This window comes from Aquamicrobium sp. LC103 (assembly GCF_001014615.2).
GTDB lineage: Bacteria > Pseudomonadota > Alphaproteobacteria > Rhizobiales > Rhizobiaceae > LBCQ02.
The window spans coordinates 127117-146007 of the sequence record NZ_LBCQ02000005.1; the positions used below are offsets into that span (position 1 = coordinate 127117).

The following is an 18891-nucleotide window of genomic DNA, read 5'->3' on the forward strand; positions in this document are numbered from 1 at the left end:
CGTCCGGGTCGAAATCAGTCGATTATGTTTTTACCCCGCCGCCGAAAGGTGGCGGGCTTTTTGAGCGGCGAGCACCGTTAGGGAGTGATCGGTTCCTTGTGACGCGTTTTCGAATGTCTATGCGCTGCCATCTCGCATCTCCTTCGAAACTCCTCGACCTCGTGTTCCGGCAAATGCTCGATGCCGATGAATTCATTCTTGCCCCGACCTGCTCTGATGATCTCGTCCAGCTTTGCCTGGATGGCGGCTCCATCCCGGTTTTGCGTGTTCTGTATCAGGAATACCATGAGGAACGTCACGATCGTCGTGCTGGTGTTGATGATGAGCTGCCAGGTATCTGAAAAGCCGAGTATGGGTCCGCTGGTTGCCCAAAGGGCGATGACGGCACAGCAGATGATGAAGGTGAGTGGCTTTCCGGCAAATCTCGCGACCGTGTTCGCGGTGTGAGCGAAGAACGCTTCCACGACATAGCCTCCACTGAAGATATACGCATAGGCAAACGATGTTGGAGGCTTGCGGTTCCCTCCCGTGCATCGCCCAAGCTGCCCGGAAGCGTTGCTCGCCCCTCTCAGCGGTGGGTTTTCATATGTTGAAGCAGGAAGGCCCGCCATCGGGTTAGGCAGGCCTTCCTGCTGCCGGCGCTGTATTGCTCCGGCAAGTCGCCGATCGCGCTTGTCAGTTCACGCTTGCGCGCGCCTTTTCCAGCCAGTCATCGACCTGCTCGCGATTTGCCTCGATCCATTCGGCAGCCTGCCTTTCGAGGTCTTCCGGGGTGTTTTCGCCGTTTTGCATCGCCGCGTTCTGCGCGAAGATGAACTCGACCGGGATCGATGCCGCTTCCAATAGCGTCTTCACGGCCGGATTCGCTTCCAGGAAATCATTGTTTACCACCGGCCGAATGTCATTGACCGGCCAGCCCAAGCGGCAGGGGTCCGCAACGCAGCCTTTGACGCCCTCGACGGTGGCGACATCCGCAAGATGTTGCTGTTCTTCCGGAAGCTTCACACTCGGTGTCTGAATCCAGACCACGTCCTCGCCTGGCTTCAGCGCATCGACCGTCCAGTTTGGCGTCCATGTGTAGAAGAGAATCGGCGAGCCTTGCTGGAGCGCGGCTATGGCGTCGGCCATGGACGCAGCGTAGTTGGCCTTGATAGGATTGATCGAATCGCGCAGGTCGAACTCGTCGAGCTGGAACTGGATCATGAGTTCGCAACCCCATCCGGGCGGACAAGCGACCAGATCCGCTTTTCCGTCGCCATCACGATCGAAAGCCTCCCGCACTTCCGAACGCTTGAAATCGTCGAGTGTCTTGATGTCGTATTTTTCGGCCGATTCCTTGTCGACGAGATATCCTTGGAGCGCGCCGCGCTCGACAACATAGCCGACCAGCGTCGCATCGAAACCCGGTAGTTCGGTGTAGGTGTTGTGCAGCGGAAACCAGCCATCGGGATAGATGTCCGCGCTGCCTTGCGAGATCGCCTGATAGGCGACGGGAATGTCGAGGGTTATAGGCTTTTGGACGTCATAGCCGAGCTCTTCGAAGAGCTGCCCATAGATATCCGACAGAATCCATCCCGTGTCGTCGGTGGGTTGAGCGATTCTGACGCTGACGCCTTCCCCTGGCAATGCCTCTTGAGCCGATGAAGTGCTGGTCAAGGCGATCGTGCCGAACAGAACTGCCGTTGCGGCGGGAAGATTGATCAGCGTTTTTACAAAATTCAACATTCTTTCCTTTCAGAAGTATGCCCCCTCATGGGACCCTCCCTACTCAGGGACGTAAAATCAAGGCCGGAACCGCCTCTAGTTGTGAAAACCATACCCTCCGGCGACCCGAGAAAAGGGCTAGGATGCGTGTGCGCAAGATGAAGGCGATCAAGCTGAAGCGTGCAAACCTGGAAGGGATGAGCAGCTAGCCGAACTCCGGGATCGACGCAGGCTCCAGGCACGATAGGCTTGCCCGCGGCTTGCAGGAACGTTCAGGAGGCCGATCCGCAAATACACCCATTTGAGCCGCGTCGCCCAGTTCTTTTCCGGCTGCCAACCGGCCGCGCATTCGTGAGACCATCAAATTGCGCTGCCGGTCGCGCTGCGGGCCCGGGGCAAAGCTGCTATGAGGACGTACCGTTCCGATTCGATCTTCATAGCCCGTGACCGCCGATCCTGCTCATATCCTGAAAACCGTCTACGGCTATGATGCCTTTCGCGGGCGTCAGGCGCAGATCGTCTCCCACGTGGTTGCCGGCAACAACGCCTTCGTGCTGATGCCGACGGGCGGCGGCAAGTCGCTGTGCTATCAGATCCCGGCGCTCGTCCGGCCCGGCGTGGGCCTTGTCGTCTCACCCCTGATCGCCCTGATGGCCGACCAGGTGACAGCGCTGCGGCAGGCCGGCGTGCGTGCCGCCGCGCTCAATTCCGACCTGCCGGGCGAGGAGCGCCGCGCATTGTGGAATGACGTGTTTTCCGGCGCGCTGAACCTTCTCTATGTAGCTCCGGAAACGCTGCTCAAACCCGGCGTCATGGAGCGTCTTGCCGAGGTGCGGCTGTCCGTGATCGCCATTGACGAGGCGCATTGCCTGTCGCAATGGGGGCACGATTTCCGCCCCTCCTATCGCCAGCTCGACGCGCTTGTCGAGCGGTTTCCCGACACGCCGCGCATGGCGCTGACGGCCACCGCCGACGAACCGACGCGCGCCGAGATTCTCTCGCACCTGCAAATCGCGGAGACGGATGCCTTCATCGCCGGCTTCGACCGGCCCAACATCCGCTACGCCATCGAGGAGAGGGAAAATCCGCGCCGGCAATTGAAGCGCTTACTCGAAGTTCATAAGGGGGAAAGCGGCATCGTTTATTGCCTCTCGAAGCGCAGGACGGAGGAGATTGCCGCTTGGCTCCGCGGCGAGGGCTACAACGCGCTTGCCTATCACGGCGGCATGGACAAGGCCGCGCGCGAGGCCAACCAGACGCGCTTCCAGCGCGAGGAGGCCGTCATCATGGTGGCCACCATCGCCTTCGGCATGGGTATCGACAAGCCGGATGTGCGCTTCGTCGCCCATATCGACCTGCCGGGCAGCATCGAAGCCTATTATCAGGAGACCGGCCGCGCCGGCCGTGACGGCCTGCCGTCGGAAGCGCTGATGCTCTACGGCCACGAGGACATCGCGCTGCGCAGCCGCTTTATCGAGGAATCGGACGCATCCGAGCAGCGCAAGCGCATGGAGCGGCAGAAGCTCGATTCGCTTCTGGGGCTCGCCGAGACGGCAGGCTGCCGCCGGCAAGTGCTGCTTTCCTATTTCGGGGACCATTGCGAGCCTTGCGGCAATTGCGACACCTGCGCCGAGCCGCCGCAACTCTTCGACGGAACCATTGCCGCGCAGAAGGCGCTCTCCTGCATCTACAGGACCGGTGAACGATTCGGGCAGGCCTATATCGTGGACGTGCTCCTGGGCGTGGAAAACGAGCGCATCGTCCGCTTCGGCCATGACAGCATATCCACCCATGGCATCGGCAAGGAGCATGACGGCCGCACATGGCGGGCGATCCTGCGCCAGCTCATCGCCCAGCGTCTCGTGGACGTGGACCTTGCCGGGCATGGCGGGTTGGCGATTTCCGAGGCCGGGCGGTCCTTCCTGCAAAAAAAGCCGACCCTCATGCTGCGCGTGCCGCGTCCGGCGCGCGCAAGCCGTGGAAAGGTTGCCCGCAGACAGACCGTCGCCGTTCTGCCCGACGCGGACAGGGCGCTGTTCGAGGCGCTGCGAGCCAAGCGCATGGATATTGCCCGCGCGCAGAACGTACCGCCCTACGTCATCTTCCACGACCGGACGCTGATCGAGATCGCCGCCGCCCGTCCCGCCTCGCGCGCGGAAATGGCACGCGTTCCGGGTGTCGGCGAGGCCAAGCTGGAACGCTATGGCCCCGCCTTTTTGGCGGTGATCGCGGGACACGTTCGGACGGGGGTATCCTGAACCGCGCGACGACATATGCCGGCGCGGTTAACGCGCAATCTGAGGTGCCGGAAAGTCAGGCCAGCTGGCTCGGAGCGGTGAAGGTATAGCCGACCCCGTAGACGACCTTGAACGGGGCGGGCAGCTTGGTGCGGTCTTCCAGCTTGCGTCGCAGGCGGCTGACGACGGCATCGAGATGCTTGCTGTCGAAGTTGGTTTTGGGACGTGAGATCGCTTCACTGATCTCAAGACGATCGCACACGCCTCCCGGTCGTTGGCACAATGCGTTGATGAATGCGAACTCCGTGGCCGTCAGCTTCAATGATGAGAGGTTGGGCGCGGTCAGGACCCATGTTGTTCTATTCAAATGCCATTGTCCTTCCGGCTGCGAACCGACGGCGCTCGATGGCGGGTTGGTTCGCCGAAGCAGGCTGCGGATCGCCGCTTCGATTTCCCGCAGCGTGCTGTGTTTTACCAGATAGATATCCGCGCCGCTGTTGAAGCCGCGGATGCGGTCGTCGCTGTCGCCCAGCGCGGTCAGCATAATGATGCCGCAACCGTGGTCTTTTCGGATATCGACCGCCAGATCGAATCCGTTTGCATCCGGCAATCCGACGTCCAGAACGATGATGGACGGATCATGCCCGTTGCCCAACATTTCGCGGAGCTCACGCGCAGTTGCCACGCCGTGAGCGGAAAAGCCACACAGATCGAGGAAGTCGACCAGATCCTTGCGCAGCCGAGGCTCGTCTTCGACAACCAGAATTTTCGTCACGCCGTCAGCCTCCTTCATGTCCGGCGACGAGAATATCGGCATGCAGCGGCAAGCGGATCGTTGCACATGTTCCCAAATCGCCATTGGGTTGCAGTTTTAGTGAGCCGTGGTGATAGCTCAATAGCCGGTGCGTCGCGTACAGGCCGAGGCCGGTGCCGGCCTTCGCGGTTTCCAGAGCGTTGGATGCGCGGAAAAACCGGCGTCCGATCCTGTAGTGTTCGGATGCGGGAATGCCGATGCCACGATCCCGCACCTCGATGACGAGCGTGTCCTCATCCTCATAAGTGCGAACGTGAACCGGCTTGTCGATCGGTGAATATTTGAGCGCATTGTCGATGACGTTGATGACGATGGTCGCCAACATGTCGGGATCTGCGAAGACCGCGAGATTCTTGTCAGCAAGATGAAAATGAACGCGCTCGTCCTGTCCGGTCATTTCGAAATGCAGGTGCAGATCGGCCATAAGCGAGGCGAGGGGCACGCGCTCCGGCTGATAGCTGTCCTCCTGATCGTTGGCGACGAAACGATCGATCAGCCCGCGCAATCTGTCGAGCGCCTCACCAATCCCCGCGATGCGCTCCTTCGTGGCTTCCGGGGATTTTTCCCCGGTCAGCGCGATCATGTCGATCGCGTTGCGGATGATGGCGAGGGGCGTGCGGAATTCGTGGCTCGCCACGCGCATGAAATCCTTCTGTTCTTCGCGAAGGGCGCGCTCGGCTTCAAGGCTTCTGCTTAGTTCGTTTTCGAGGCGGCGGCGCTCGATCACTTCCCACGAAAGCGCCTCGTTCTTCTCCCGCAAATTGGCGGATAACCGCGCGGTCGCCATGAACAGCAGGCAGGCGAACAGTGCGATCATGAACAAAGTGCCTTGCAAAAGATACCATGCATTGCGGTCGGCCAGGATCGCTGCACTTTGAAAATCGGAAGCCAGACGAAACTCGATGATACTCTGAATAAGGCTGGCGGCCATGTACTCCGCGAGGACGGCGATGGTGATCCAGCGCAGGAGGGCGGTCTGCGTTCTGTCGCGCATCAGGCTTAGGCACATCATCGACATCATGATGATCGTGAAGGCTGTCGAGGAATGGATGCGCAGCGCGATGTTGTCGTGGTCGACGGTTACCGCAATGCTCCAGAAGGCGACAAAAACGGCGAACAGCGAGATACCGATCCAGCTATATCGTGGCTGCCCGAGAAATCGGGCAAGCCCCTCGGCGAGCAGGATCAGCCCGAGTTTGATGAGTGCGTTATGAAGCACAATGCCCCACCCCGGGGGCTCGTCGCCGCGCAGGATCATCAAAGACACGCCCGCGGCGATGGCCGAGAGACCGGCCGCGAAGAATTTGAATTCCGCGAGCGAGCGCCATGCCATACTCACGACGGCCCAGACGAAGGCCTGGAGGCTCGCTGTGGCAAGGGTGACAACCAGCACTGTCTTCAAATCGAGCATGCTCGAGCCATAGCATGAGCGCCAGTGACCTTGCATACTGGTTTGATAGCTGTGATTGGTATTTTTGCGCTTTTAAAGCATAGTTTCTTAATTCCATACGAAACGTGTTTTGAAATGTCAGATTCAGTCAGAATTCATGCGAATTTATTTGTAGAATTTGAAAGATAAAGCAGGCTGGTATTTTTTAGCCCAAAACGAGGCCGATCTATCGTCATGGGATAGCCGTATCCCGATGTAATGGAGCTTACCTTACTACTTGTTCAGCGCCGCTTCGAAGGCTGCTTCGCAATGCACCAGGGCGGTGTCGAATAGCGGTACGGGGACGTTGCCCTGATTCAGCAGCATGCCTATCTCCGTGCAGCCCAGGATCAAGGAATCCGCGCCCCGCTCCACAAGGCGTTGCGCGATGGCTATGAAATCCTCTCGGCTCGGTTCGGTAACGATCTCTCGGCAAAGCTCCTCATAGATGATCCGGTGTGTCAGAGCGCGGTCCGATACTTCCGGGATGATCGGATCAAGGCCCATATTGATGAGCCGGTCCGTGTAGAATGTCTGCTCCATCGTGAATGCCGTCGCCATCAGCCCGGGACGGCGAAGTCCCTTCTGGCGGATTCGGCCCGCGGTCGCGTCCGCGATATGCAGCATGGGAATCGAGATCCCGAGCATCATCCTGTCTGCCAGCTTGTGCATGGTATTCGTCGCAAGAATCAGCAAATCGGCGCCGCAGCGCTCAAGGGATTTGGCTTCCATATTCAATATGTCACCGGCCCGATCCCATTCGCCTGCGGCTTGAAGCCCCTCGATCGGGGCGAAATCCAAGGAGCGTATGAGCAGCTCCGGTGAATGCAGGCCGCCCATCCGTTCGCGGGCGATCGCGCATAGGTTCCGATAGTAGATCTGAGTGGATGCCGCGGACATGCCGCCCAGAATGCCGATGGTCTTCATGAGGCCAGTGCTCCTTGCCGGGACGTGGCATGATATGTCGGCGTTATGTGTGCGTCGATCATCAAGCAAGTGTCGGCAAGGAGCCGGCGTCCTGCCGGCCGCCGCAAACGGGCAGCAACTGGTAGGCCTGCGTTGCCGTGTGTCGCTTGGGGACTTTATCCGGTCGCGGGAGCTGGGCGCTGGCCTTGCAGCTTCTTGGGAAGAGGCAGGCTTGAGCATTGAACATGCATCTCGCGTGCAAATAGCCTTCGCTGTTCTTCCTGGTGCTGTCTGCCAGCCATCGCGATCCCGAGCCCGTAAGGGCCAAGCAAGAGAGCGGCTCCCATATTTAATGGCTTCGTTTTTCCGGCCTCGAAGGTCGCAGCTTCGGCGCGGATTTGTTCGCACTGCGGCGATCGCCATTTGGGGTCTTGAGACGAGAGCGTGGCTGCATATTCGGCGGGCGGCGTTGTGCACCCGGCGACCGCAAGCATCGCCATAGTGGTTAAGATTCTCGCCTTCATCCCCGCGTCCCCGCCATTACCAATCCAAGGTCTATCCTTCGTCTCCGATAGCTCGTTTTGCGTCAAGCAGAATCCGGGCATGCCTTTGATGGGCCGTCGAAGCTGCCCGGCTCGGCTCTTTGCAAAGTCCTGGCGCTAGCTTTACGGTGTGTGGCCGTGCTCGGGGGCCATCAGAACCAGGGTGGTGTCCGCGGATGCCACAAGGGCCTGATAGCGTTCGAACTGCGCAAGAATGTCGGTGATGACCTGATCTTTCGACATGCCCATCACGTCGTAACCGCGGCTGCCGTCGGAAAAAAAGGTCCGGGCTTCGTACCGCATCTCCATCTTTGTCGCTTCGAATGCCGAGAAAGCCGGGAGCTTGTGAGATGCCGGCTGTACGCCGTAGACGAAATCACGCACGCCGTCCGCGGGTGAAGTCAGTTGAACCGAACCTGTCTCCTCGTGAAATTCCACCGTGGTGCTGCGCTCCCTTTTGCTCAATTCGACGGCTACGGCCTCGAGCGCGGGGCGTACGGTCGTTTCGATGAATGTGGCGACCTCGTGTTCTGATGGGGTGTTGAGAGCCAGTGCAAGTCTGCGTTGCCAGGTAAGCCCGGCCGCCGGGTATGCGTGAACGTACGAGGCCGTCTGCGCCGTGCGCTGCGCCACGTCGGATCGCATGCCCTTGAACAAGCCGACGACCAGCGCCAGCATGACGATAACGAACGGCAGGGCAGAGGCAATCGTCGCGGATTGCAGCGCCGTCAGGCCGCCGGCGAGGAGCAGGATGATCGCTACGAACCCTTCGAGGGTGCACCAGAATACCCGCTGAGCCGTCGTCGTTTCGGTTTCACCGCCGGCTGCGATCGTGTCGACCACTAGGGATCCCGAATCGGAGGACGTCACAAAGAAGACGGCGACAAGGATGACGGCCAGCGTGGATGTGACGGCCGGCAGCGGCAGATACTGGAAGAACTGAAAGAGCGCGACCGAGATGTCGTCCGTGACGGCGGCCGAGATGGCGCCGGCAGCGACGGTCTGGTCGAGAATCATGGCAGTGTTACCGAACACCGTCATCCACAAAAACGTGAAACCTGTCGGAATGAAGAGAACGGCTATGACGAATTCCCGAACGGTCCGGCCGCGGGAAATCCTGGCGATGAACATTCCGACGAAGGGCGACCAGGAGATCCACCATGCCCAATAGAACAATGTCCAGGCGTCGATCCAGGGTCGCGGCTCATACGCATAGATGTTGAACGTGCGCAGCAGGAAGGTGTCCAGATAGAGCCCGATATTCTGGACGAAGTCCCTCAATAGTTGCGCGGTCGGCCCAACGACAAGGACGAACAACATCAAACCTGCCGCGAAGATTAGATTAAGCTCGCTGAGGATGCGCACGCCTTTGTCGAGCCCGGAGACAACGGAGAGCGTGGCCACGCAGGTGATGACCACGATCAACGTTATCTGAACGGTCGTAGCTATGGGCCAGTCCAGCAGATAGTTGAGACCCGCATTTATCTGCAGCACGCCAAGACCAAGCGAGGTCGCGATGCCGAAGACGGTGCCGCAAATCGCGAAAACATCGACGGCATGGCCGATCGGTCCATTGATCCGGTTCTTGAGGAGCGGATAGAGACCGGACCGGATCGTCAGCGGCAGGTTATAGCGGTAGCCGAAATAGGCGAGCGACAGGCCCACCACCGCGTATATCGCCCAGGCATGAATGCCCCAATGAAAGAAGGTAACGGTCATGGCCTGCCGCTGGGCGGCTATGGTCATGGGCTCGGCTTCCGGTGGAGCCGTGTAATGCGTCATCGGCTCGCCGACTGCGAAATACATCAGGCCGATGCCCATACCGGCGGCGAATAGCATCGCCACCCACGAGAGATAGCGAAAGTCGGGCTCTGAATCGTCGGGACCGAGCTTCAAGTCGCCGTAGCGGCCAAAGCAGAGAATGCCGACTGTGGCCACGAAAATCCCCACGGCCAGAAGATACAGCCATCCAAAACCGGCCAGAATGCTTGATTGCAGCGCTCCAAAAAGCACTTCCGCCTGACCGGGTGAAGCCGCGCCTATCGCGATAAACAGCGCGATGACCGCGATTGCCCCGAAGAATACCGGTGGATTGATGACAAAGCCGAACATTGCTTCCCTCTCCGCTTGAATGTGCATGTCGGTCGCGACACAAGGCATTCCCCCTTTGGCTCGAGGGACGGGCGCTTATGTCCGAGGCCTGGTGAACTGCTCTGCGGCAGATCGGATGGGCAAATAGCGGCAAAGAAAAACACACGCGCCGCTGATCGACAAGCCGGCCGCGCTGGCACCCGGCTCACCGGGTTCATGACCGGCGGCCTATCGTTTTCGCGAAAAACCCGACCAGATGAAAAACCCGACCGGATGCAAAACACAGGGGGGTGCGTCGTAAGGATGATTGCATCTATAAGCTTATCGACATAACCGCTCCCCATCGGAGGGGAGGAATCTCGGCGACGATGCGGACACTTCCGCAACTTTTTCAGGGTGTTTGAAAGATGCGGGTTGGAATTATCGGAGCAGGCACGATCGGCAAGGCGATCTTTGCCTATTTGCAGTCGTCAGGCGTGGCGGAGGTCGATTATCTGCTTGTGTCCGATGCGAAGAAGACGCGCGACTTTGACCGAGGCGGCAGTCTGATTCTCGACGATGCGGACGAGGCCCTGGCCCGCAGGGTCGATCTGTTGATCGAGGCGGCCATGGCTGACAACGTCAGAACGATGGCCCCCATCGCTTTGAAGGATAGCGATTTTTGCGGGTTTAGCTGTACGGCACTGGCTGATGCAGCCACGGAGGCTGCCATTTTATCCGCATGCGCGGCATCGGGACGGTCGTTCTTCGTCCCGCATGGCGCGGTGCTTGCCTTGGACGGCATCCGCGATGGCCGCGATCTGATCGAGAGCGTTACGATTACGACGACCAAAAGTGGAAAAAGTCTTGGCCTACCCGATGAGCACAGCGAGGGCGTTGTCTTCGAGGGGTCGACCCGCGATGTTTGCGCGCGATTTCCTCGCAACGTGAACGTTCATGCCGCCGTCGCCCTGGCCGGCATCGGTTTCGATCGCACCCGGAGCCGCGTGATTGCGCAGCCCGGGCTGAAGGAAAATATTCATCATATCGAAGTTCGCGGACGGGGCTTCAACTGGAGTATTGACGCATCCTCGTATTCACTTGGTGGCGTAACCGGTGCCTATACGCCGCTTTCCGCGGTCGGATCGTTAAAGCGGATATTGGACCGGAAGGGTATCGTCGTCGTCTGAGGCCATGCCTTCAACCGCATTTTAGTTGCGGATGCCGGACCCTTCACCAACGGCGCACGGATGCAAGAAAAGGATCAGCCGGAAGCGGGTGCCGGCTGCCTCGAGTGTGGTGCAGGGAATTCCTTGTTGGTTTCATCTCGCCATTCGACCCAATCGGACACGCCTCGAAGGTCGAATTCGGGACCCGCATAACGTATCATGAACAGCGTGCAGCCAGCGTCGAGGAATTCTTCCACCCTGTTCAGATCGGCAGGCGCGACGGCAACCCCCCGTTCGATCGATTCCGGCGCGCGCCCCGCTCGTCGGCATTCCAGGTCGAGCTCGGCGTTATACCCGGCCACCTCCGGGACCGGCTTGAAGTCCATCCAGATGTCGGCGTGCCGGGCGACCATGTCAGGTGGTTTGCGATCACCGCCATTTCCGATCATTACCGGCAATCGGCTTTGCAGGGGAGGAGGGTTCAATCGCGGCAGCCGTCGATCGATCGTCTCCAATGTTTCGCGCAGTTTGATCAACCGCTCCTCGGCTGGGGGAAACGCGAATCCATATTCGGTATGATCCTTCAAGAACCATCCTGAACCGATCCCCAGAATCGCCCTCCCTCCCGAAAGGTGATCGACCGTGCGCGCCATATCGGCAAGGAGATTGGCATTGCGATAATTGTTGCCGCTGACCGACACGCCTAGTGCGATCCGGGATGTCTGCTCAGCCCAGGCTCCCAGCATCGTCCATGCTTCGAGGCAGGCGCCGCTGTCATCACCGACCGAGGGGAAGAAGTGGTCGGAATTGAACAATATGTCAGCGCCGAGAGCCTCGGCTTGCGCTACCGCTTTGCGAATTGCGGAATATTCAGCGTGGATCGGCTGCAATTGCACCGCTATGCGGATGGGTATTTTCGGCATGCGTCCTCCTGCTGGAGCTGCTTCAGGATCGTCAGCCGAACACCGATCGATAAAGGCGGAGCCAGTTGCCGCCCATGATCTTGCCGACTTCCTCCGCGGAAAAACCTACATCCGCCAGACCGTCGGCCAGATCGGCAAGCCGATCCGCGGCAGGAAGCCAGTCAGGCTTTGAGACGGCTCCGGGTGCCGCCGCGGAACCGGCGCCATACTGGACGGATCGGGTCCATCTGCCCTTTCGCATCCACTCGCGGAACTTGTCGTTGGAGTTGTAGCTGAAGTCCGTGCCGATACCGACATGATCGACACCAGCTATCTCGACGGTGCGAGCGACCATTTCCGCAAAGCCGCGCACGGAAGCACAGGCCTCGGCAGGGGTGATGTTTCGATAGGCCGCGCAGCCGATCACGCCACCTGTCTGTGCCAGCGCTTTCAAGACGGCATCGCTGCGGTTCCGCTTGTGGGGAAAGATCGACGCCGCATTGGCATGAGTAACAGCGATCGGCTTCGGGGAATGCTCGATGGCGTGCAGCGTCGTCTTGTCTCCGACGTGCGAGCAGTCGACGACGATACCGCAACGAGCCATCTCGACGACAACCTCCCGTCCGAAGCGCGTCAGGCCGCTGTCTTCGTCCTCGTAGCAGGATCCGCCCAATTCGTTCTGGTTGTTGTAGGTCAACTGGAGAACGCGAACCCCCATGTCGGCGAAAAGCTCGACATAGCGAATACGATCCTCGAGCAGATTGGTGTTCTGATAGCCGAGCAGAATGCCGACCTTGCCGTCGGCCTGACATGCAAGAATGTCGTCCGCTTTGCGAACGATACGAATCAGATCGGCGTTTTCGCGCTCCATGTCGCGCCAAAGGCCGAGCGCATCCATGGATTCGAGCGTGCCTTCCCAAAAACCCAGGGTCGGTGTCACGCAGGTGTAACCGCCCCGTTTCAGTGTTTCCAAAACATTGCGGTCGAACTCGCCGCATTGCAAAGCGTCGATCAGCATAGCCGTTCCTTTTTGCGGTTGATTGTGAATGTCAGTGAATTGCCTGGCGCACGAAGGCGGCGACCTTTGCGGAGGCGGGGTTCGATACGAGCTCGTTGAACGGGCCGGATTGTACGATCACGCCGTTGTCCATGAACTCCACGCGATCGGATACTTCCTGGGCAAACCCCATTTCGTGGGTAACCACGATCATCGTCGTTCCAGCCTTGGCGACGGTCTTCATGACGCTCAGAACTTCGCCGACGAGTTCGGGGTCCAGTGCGCTGGTCGGCTCGTCGAAGAGCATCACCTTGGGCTCCATCGCCAGGGCGCGGGCAATCGCCACCCGCTGCTGCTGTCCGCCGGAAAGCTGATAGGGGTATAGCCTTGCTCGATCGGCGAGCCCAACGGTCTCCAGCAGCGCCAGCGCCTTGTCGCGCGCTTCGGCTTTCGGGGTTCCGCGCACGGAGATCGGCGCCTCCGTGACGTTCTCCAGCGCGGTCAGGTGTTGGAACAGATTGAACTGCTGGAAGACCATGCCCAAGGCACGCCGCTGTAGCACCTTGCGCCGATCGCCGAGCGGCCTGACCACCCCTCCCACGACCTCGTAGCCGGCGGGATCTCCGTCGATCTCGATCCATCCACCGTCGATCTCCTCAAGCTGGTTCAGACAGCGCAGGAAAGTCGACTTGCCCGAGCCCGACGATCCTAGAATCACGACGACCTCGGAGGCATGAACATTGAGGTTCACACCTCTCAGAACTTCGTTCTCACCGAAGCGCTTGCGCACCTCGTGCGCGAAAACCACGGGCTGGACAGTTTTCATGATCACCCCCGAACTCTTCAACCTTCAGCCTCTGCGCGATTGTCCTTGCCGCCCGGCGCGCGGTAGCCACGGCCGAAGTAGCGTTCGACATAGCGTTGAGCGAATTGCAGGATGGACGTCAGGACGAGATACCAGATGCAGGCGACCAGCAGCAGCGGAATGGTCTGAAAGGTGCGGCTGTAGATCGTCTCAATGGTATAGAGCAGATCCGACATCGAGATCACGCTGACCAGCGAAGTGAGCTTCAGCGTCGAGATGATCTCGCTTCCCGTGGGAGGAATGATCACCCTCATCGCTTGCGGAAGCACTATGCGCCGCAGCGTGGTTCCGCTGCTCATCCCGAGGGCCGTTGCCGCCTGGCGCTGTCCGTCGTCTACCGACAGCAGACCGGCCCGGATGATCTCGGACATGTAGGCGGCCTTGTGAAAGCCCAGCCCTATGATGGCGGCGACGAAAGGGGTGACCAGGACGTTGGTGTCTTGCGACCACAGCGTCGGACCGAAGGGAATCTTCAGCGAAACTTCGGGGATGAGGATCGCCAGATTGTAAAGGAAGATCAGCAACACCAGCGTCGGTATGGATCGAAAGAGCCAGGTGAAACCGAGCGCGAACATCTGCATCGGCAGGATCGGGCTCAGCCTGAACAGAGCCAGCCCGGTGCCGAGCGTAAAGCCGACCAGCATCGCCAGGAACGTGAGCAGCAAGGTCATCATCAGCCCTCGCAGCACCACCGGATGGAACATGTAGTCGAGGACCACATGCCATTGCATGTTCGGGTTGAGAGCCAACGTGACCAGGAACTGCGCGACGAGCAGCGTGAAGATGATGCTGACGAGCCATCGCCATGGTCGCCAGTATCCGACAGCCTCCGCAACGGATGGCGGGTGCTGGTGTTTGGCGGACAAATCCGCCGATTCGATATGCGCAGTCATCGACCCGCTCACTTGGCCATGTTGATGCCCGGGGCCTGCAACATGTCCCCGCCTACACCCCATTTCGTCATGATGCGCTCGTAGGTGCCGTTCTCGAACATCGTCTTCCAGGCATCGAAGATCACCTGGGTGAGTTCGGAATCCTTTGGCGTGACCGCGGCCTGCCAAAGATCGCCCATCAGATTGTCGCCGGCGCCGACGACCTCGTAACCTTCCGCATTCTGCGATTGGAAATAGACGAGCGCGGCGTTGCTCGCGAAGGAGGCGTCGATGCGTCCTGACTTGATGGCGAGGGCCATCGTGGCCTGATCGCTCAACACGTTGATGTTAACGGGAGGTTTTTTCTCGGAGACGCAAATCTCACTCTGCCTGTGCAGCACCGGCTCGGCGAAAGAGGCTTTTTGAACGGCAACCTTGAGCCCGCAAGTGTCGGCAATTCCGCCGATATTCTTGGGATTACCGTCAGCAACCAGGAAGGCTGTGGACTGTCGCGTCCAATCCACCATGTCGACGGATTGCTGGCGCTCCGCCGTGTCGGCGACCACTCCGAATACAAAGTCGTATCGCCCGCTCTGGACACCGGTAATGAAGCTCGCCACGGATTCCGCGATTTCATTCTGCATCGGGACGCCCAGGATTTTGGACATCTCGCTTCCCAGATCGATGGATACCCCTTTCAGCGTTTCCCCGTCTTCCGAGCGGAAATTGTAGGGCGGGTAGCGCCCTGTCGTGGCGGAAATGATTACGCCACGCTCCCTTATGCGTTCCGGGAGGCGTTCGTAGAGCGGCGCCGAAGGATCGGGCTCCGTCAACCCGCCATCCTGAGCGTTGGCTACCCCGACAAAACTGCTGCAGACAACCAGCGACAGGCACAGTCGCGCGACATCATCGAACTTATTCCCAAGCATGAGCCTCTCCCTAACTCTATCCATGTGCATGGACGTTCCCCGCCTATGAAAACGTCTTCATAGATCATGAAGACGTTTTCATAGGTGGTTTTGGTTGTCAACTGCCTTGTTGCGGAGTTTGTTTCCGGTGTGTAATCGTGCCTGACAGGAACGGTTCCGACTACGTACCAGATGAGGTTCTACGCATGGTCAGCATTGTCGATGTTGCCAGACACGCAGGGGTGTCGCAGGCAACCGTCTCACGCGTGCTTGGCCAGAAGGTTTTTGTGACCGAGGAGACGCGCACCAAGGTGATGTCGGCGGTGGCCGAGCTCGGCTATCAGCCTAGTTCGCTTGGTAAGGCGTTACGAGCCGGATATCTCGATTCAATTGCCTTTCTGGTGAGCGATATCGAGCAGGGCTGGTATTCGGCGCTTGCCAAGCAAATGCAAGGGGCACTGCAGGCGCAAGGTCTTGACATGCTGCTTTTCGATCTGGGGCACAGCGAGGCGCGACTGACCCAGATGCTCCAGCGCGCGAGCTCGTTGCGTTTAAGGGGCGTGGTTCTCGCGACAAGCGATCTGTTCGACCTCAATGTGCTTCAGCCGATCGTTTCAAATCTGTTGGCAAGCAATATACCGGTCTTGTCGATAGGCCAGAGGTTCGACCAGCTCGGTATCAGCTCGATCCTCCACGACGATGTGGATGCCGGCGTGCAGGCGGTTGCGCATTTCATGAGCCGGAAACGCCGTCGGATTGCTTATCTCAACCGCATATCGCTTTCGGTGGCGGGCCGGCAGCGTTACGAAGGTTATGTGGCCGGTCTCGAACGGGCCGGCCTTTGCTTCGATGAAGCCTTGGTGTGGGGGAGCCCGCTTTACCGGTTCGAAGGCGGATACACGACGACGCTTGAAGCCTTGGGGAATGGTGTACGTTTCGACGCCATACTGGCCGGCACGGACGAACTGGCCATAGGCGCCATTTCGGCGATCCACGACTTCGGCCTGAAAGTTCCTCATGACGTCGCGGTCGTTGGGTTTGGTGGCCTCGAGATCGGTCGCTATGTCACGCCGAAGCTCACGACGCTGAGCGGAAATCCTGCCGCCGTGGCCGAGCAAATTACCAGGATGCTGTTCTCCAGCGCGGTGAGCAGTGCCTCGATCCGGCGTGAGCTGGTGGTACGCGGAACGACGTGACGAGGTATCTGGAGGTAGTCGACAGGCCGGCAAGTGGTTGCGGCTACGCATCCGGTATGCTTTCATCTCTCCTCTGAACTAGCCAGGAGAGTTCCGATGCCGCTAGTTGTCGCAGCCGTGATCGTCTCGATCGCCTCCAGTTTGCCCCTGTTCGGCGCCTACCTGCTCGGGCTTCACGGCAACCTCGTGGTGCCCGGAGAGGTTTTCGCCGCCGGACAGATAATCGCTGCGCTGTTGTGCCTGCCGCACATAGTCCGCGAGCTGAAGCAGCACGGTGGCTGGCCGGTGTGACCTGACCGCGTTTTTTGTGGCTCGATTTCAGAATGTCGCCGTTATAGAGGCCGGCCTTGACTTTAGTCTCACCGATGCCGTCACCCTCGGCATCGCCTATCAGGGATAGATAGCAAGCGACGTTCGCCAGCACGGCTTCAACGCGAAGCTCAATGTGAAATTCTAGTCTGAATGATCCGGCTGAACTTCACGCGGACCGCAGTCGATCGAACGGATTGTATGTTGTGCCGATTCATTTGCGCCGAGCCATGGATGAATGAGTTCGCCAAGCCGGGAGCCCGCAGGCCCGGTTGTACAACAGCGGTTCCTCGATCCGGGTGACCGGCTCATGGTCCCCGCGGCTACTTTCCCGTTTCCAGAAACCGCAGGATTGACTCGTTGACGAAGTCCGGCTCGTCCTGCGCAGCGGAGTGCGTGGCGCCTGGCACGTATACCAGCCGGCAGTCAGGGATCGTGGCGGCGAGCTCTTCCGAGGCACGGGTGCTGACGGAGCGCTCGTGTTCGCCGTGCAGGATGAGGGTTCGCACCGGCAGGCCGGCGAAATCGGCGAGGACGAAATTGGGCTCGGAGGGCCACAGGCCGCGAATGATGCGCTGCCAGTAGGCGGACCATTCGTCGTCGCTCATGTGGACGCGCATCTTGGCGACCACCTCCCTGACCAGCGGCCTTGCGGCGTCCATGTCTTCCGGCACCATCGCTGAAAAGCGCTCCACCACGCCGTCATTGTAGCTTTCGAGGCTGTAGGGCGTTCCGATGAGAACGAGATTGCGCAGCCTTTTGGGATGATTGAGCGCGACGTGGAGGGCAGCACAGCCGCCGTCGCTGAACCCGATGAGCGTGGCTTGCTCCAGCCCCAACGCGTCCATGACACCGACGATATCGTCGCCGAAGGCAGCATAGGTGGCGGGCAGGCCGGCACCGCCGCTGCGGCCGTGGCCACGCGTGTCGGGCATGATCAGCCTGTACCGGTCGGCAAGCGGCAGCTGGTTGCCCCAGCTCTGGTGATCCATCAGCCCGCCATGGGCGAAGATGATCGGGGCCCCCGAACCGAGATCTGAAAAGGCGATGTGGTGGGTGCCGAGATCGATCCTGAGAACTTCTCCCGGAAGCGGTGTGATGAGCTCTCCCTTCATCGTCTCGTCCTCAGATCACCGGCAGATCGGCCGGCGCGACGAGACCGGATTCGCGGATGGCCGTGACCATGATGCGCGCGATCTCGGGCCGTCGGTCGAGACAGCGCGAGACGGGGCCGGCAGCCACGATCGACAGGCGCTTGCCCTCGACGGGCAACGGGAACGAGAGGCCGGCTAGGTCCGGGATGAACTCCGAATTGCTCTGGTGGTAGCCGCGATCGGCAACGGCGCGCAGTTCGGCTTCGATCTGCTCGATGCCCATGGGTGTGGTCTCCGAGTATTTCTCGAAGACCAGCTTGCGGTAGAGCGCTTCCCGCTCCTTGAGCGTCATCTGTGCGAGGATCGCCCGCCCGGCCGAGCTTGCATGGATGGGAACGCGGGTGCCGATTTCGGCGAAATAGCGGATCGGCTGCCGCGACTCCCTGACATAGAGGAAGACGACTGAAAGCCCCGACGGGCATCCGACCGCCGTGGTCTCGCCGGTACGCTCGGCGATGGTGTCCACCAGATCGAGCAGCGGACCGGGCAGCGGGTCCCGCTCGCCGATGAGCTGCACCACCGACTGCCAGCGCGGGCTCGGGAAATAGCCTCCCCGCAGCCGCGGCTCGTAGAAGTAGCCCTTCTCCACCAGCGTTCCCACGATGTTGAAAGTGCTGGAGCGCGGCCAGTTGAGAGCGTCGGCAATCTCGGCGAGTGTCGCGGGCTCGCCGCGCTGCGCGAAGAATTCCAGAAGTTCGACGACATTGGCCGCCTGCTTCACATGCATGGGCATCTTCCTTTCCCTAGGGCAGGGCCTTTTTCGTCCATGCCTTATCTAAGGCGAGCTATAATTCACTAATGTGAATACAACAACCTT

General features: G+C 59.9%; 17 protein-coding genes. 4 read left to right on the forward strand and 13 right to left on the reverse strand.

What is annotated here, in order from left to right:
• Nucleotides 1-77: 77 nt before the first annotated feature.
• Together XW59_RS11255 and proX are read right to left on the reverse strand one after the other, a co-directional pair.
• Nucleotides 78-464: a low affinity iron permease family protein gene (locus XW59_RS11255; RefSeq protein ID WP_246666062.1), complete on the reverse strand. Its 387-nt coding sequence runs from the start codon at nucleotides 462-464 to the stop codon at nucleotides 78-80.
• 211 nt (nucleotides 465-675) lie between these two features.
• Nucleotides 676-1725, reverse strand: a complete 1050-nt coding sequence (gene proX / locus XW59_RS11260; protein WP_047145200.1) for a glycine betaine/L-proline ABC transporter substrate-binding protein ProX — start codon at nucleotides 1723-1725, stop codon at nucleotides 676-678.
• A gap of 422 nt (nucleotides 1726-2147) precedes the next feature.
• Between proX and recQ the strand changes: the two genes are divergently transcribed.
• Complete coding sequence (recQ, locus tag XW59_RS11265) at nucleotides 2148-3962, forward strand: DNA helicase RecQ (protein ID WP_047145199.1); 1815 nt, start codon at nucleotides 2148-2150, stop codon at nucleotides 3960-3962.
• A gap of 55 nt (nucleotides 3963-4017) precedes the next feature.
• Here the strand turns inward: recQ and XW59_RS11270 are convergent, their stop codons facing one another.
• The 4 genes from XW59_RS11270 to XW59_RS11290 form a co-directional block, all read right to left on the reverse strand.
• On the reverse strand, nucleotides 4018-4716 hold the full coding sequence (locus tag XW59_RS11270) for a response regulator transcription factor (protein ID WP_047145323.1): 699 nt from the start codon (nucleotides 4714-4716) through the stop codon (nucleotides 4018-4020).
• Between the two features lie 4 nt (nucleotides 4717-4720).
• On the reverse strand, nucleotides 4721-6166 hold the full coding sequence (locus XW59_RS11275) for a HAMP domain-containing sensor histidine kinase (RefSeq protein WP_052958118.1): 1446 nt from the start codon (nucleotides 6164-6166) through the stop codon (nucleotides 4721-4723).
• A gap of 252 nt (nucleotides 6167-6418) precedes the next feature.
• On the reverse strand, nucleotides 6419-7111 hold the full coding sequence (locus XW59_RS11280) for an aspartate/glutamate racemase family protein (RefSeq protein WP_047145197.1): 693 nt from the start codon (nucleotides 7109-7111) through the stop codon (nucleotides 6419-6421).
• Nucleotides 7112-7755: 644 nt separating this feature from the next.
• Complete coding sequence (locus XW59_RS11290; protein ID WP_047145196.1) at nucleotides 7756-9744, reverse strand: BCCT family transporter; 1989 nt, start codon at nucleotides 9742-9744, stop codon at nucleotides 7756-7758.
• A gap of 386 nt (nucleotides 9745-10130) precedes the next feature.
• Between XW59_RS11290 and XW59_RS11295 the strand changes: the two genes are divergently transcribed.
• Nucleotides 10131-10892: an aspartate dehydrogenase domain-containing protein gene (locus XW59_RS11295; protein WP_047145195.1), complete on the forward strand. Its 762-nt coding sequence runs from the start codon at nucleotides 10131-10133 to the stop codon at nucleotides 10890-10892.
• 74 nt (nucleotides 10893-10966) lie between these two features.
• On the opposite strand, the gene XW59_RS11300 is transcribed toward XW59_RS11295, so the two are convergent.
• From XW59_RS11300 to XW59_RS11320, 5 genes are read right to left on the reverse strand one after another with little or no spacing between them, the layout of a single operon-like run.
• A complete protein-coding gene (locus tag XW59_RS11300; RefSeq protein WP_047145194.1) occupies nucleotides 10967-11794 on the reverse strand; it encodes an LLM class F420-dependent oxidoreductase in 828 nt (275 codons plus the stop codon).
• A 31-nt stretch (nucleotides 11795-11825) separates the two neighbouring features.
• Nucleotides 11826-12791: a membrane dipeptidase gene (locus tag XW59_RS11305; protein WP_047145193.1), complete on the reverse strand. Its 966-nt coding sequence runs from the start codon at nucleotides 12789-12791 to the stop codon at nucleotides 11826-11828.
• 31 nt (nucleotides 12792-12822) lie between these two features.
• A complete protein-coding gene (locus XW59_RS11310) occupies nucleotides 12823-13596 on the reverse strand; it encodes an amino acid ABC transporter ATP-binding protein (protein ID WP_047145321.1) in 774 nt (257 codons plus the stop codon).
• 17 nt (nucleotides 13597-13613) lie between these two features.
• Nucleotides 13614-14528, reverse strand: coding sequence for an amino acid ABC transporter permease (locus tag XW59_RS11315; RefSeq protein ID WP_052958117.1), 915 nt, complete (start codon nucleotides 14526-14528; stop codon nucleotides 13614-13616).
• An 8-nt stretch (nucleotides 14529-14536) separates the two neighbouring features.
• On the reverse strand, nucleotides 14537-15466 hold the full coding sequence (locus XW59_RS11320) for an ABC transporter substrate-binding protein (RefSeq protein WP_082137540.1): 930 nt from the start codon (nucleotides 15464-15466) through the stop codon (nucleotides 14537-14539).
• Nucleotides 15467-15621: 155 nt separating this feature from the next.
• Here XW59_RS11320 and XW59_RS11325 point away from each other — a divergent pair, with 155 nt between their 5' ends.
• Nucleotides 15622-16611, forward strand: coding sequence for a LacI family DNA-binding transcriptional regulator (locus tag XW59_RS11325; protein ID WP_082137539.1), 990 nt, complete (start codon nucleotides 15622-15624; stop codon nucleotides 16609-16611).
• A 96-nt stretch (nucleotides 16612-16707) separates the two neighbouring features.
• Nucleotides 16708-16902 (forward strand): hypothetical protein, encoded by a 195-nt coding sequence (locus XW59_RS11330; RefSeq protein WP_047145192.1) that lies wholly within the window; start codon nucleotides 16708-16710, stop codon nucleotides 16900-16902.
• Between the two features lie 341 nt (nucleotides 16903-17243).
• Here XW59_RS11330 and XW59_RS11335 read toward each other — a convergent pair whose 3' ends face one another.
• Together XW59_RS11335 and XW59_RS11340 are read right to left on the reverse strand one after the other, a co-directional pair.
• Nucleotides 17244-18035: an alpha/beta hydrolase gene (locus tag XW59_RS11335; RefSeq protein ID WP_047145191.1), complete on the reverse strand. Its 792-nt coding sequence runs from the start codon at nucleotides 18033-18035 to the stop codon at nucleotides 17244-17246.
• A gap of 10 nt (nucleotides 18036-18045) precedes the next feature.
• Nucleotides 18046-18807, reverse strand: a complete 762-nt coding sequence (locus tag XW59_RS11340; protein ID WP_246666063.1) for an IclR family transcriptional regulator — start codon at nucleotides 18805-18807, stop codon at nucleotides 18046-18048.
• Nucleotides 18808-18891: the final 84 nt, after the last annotated feature.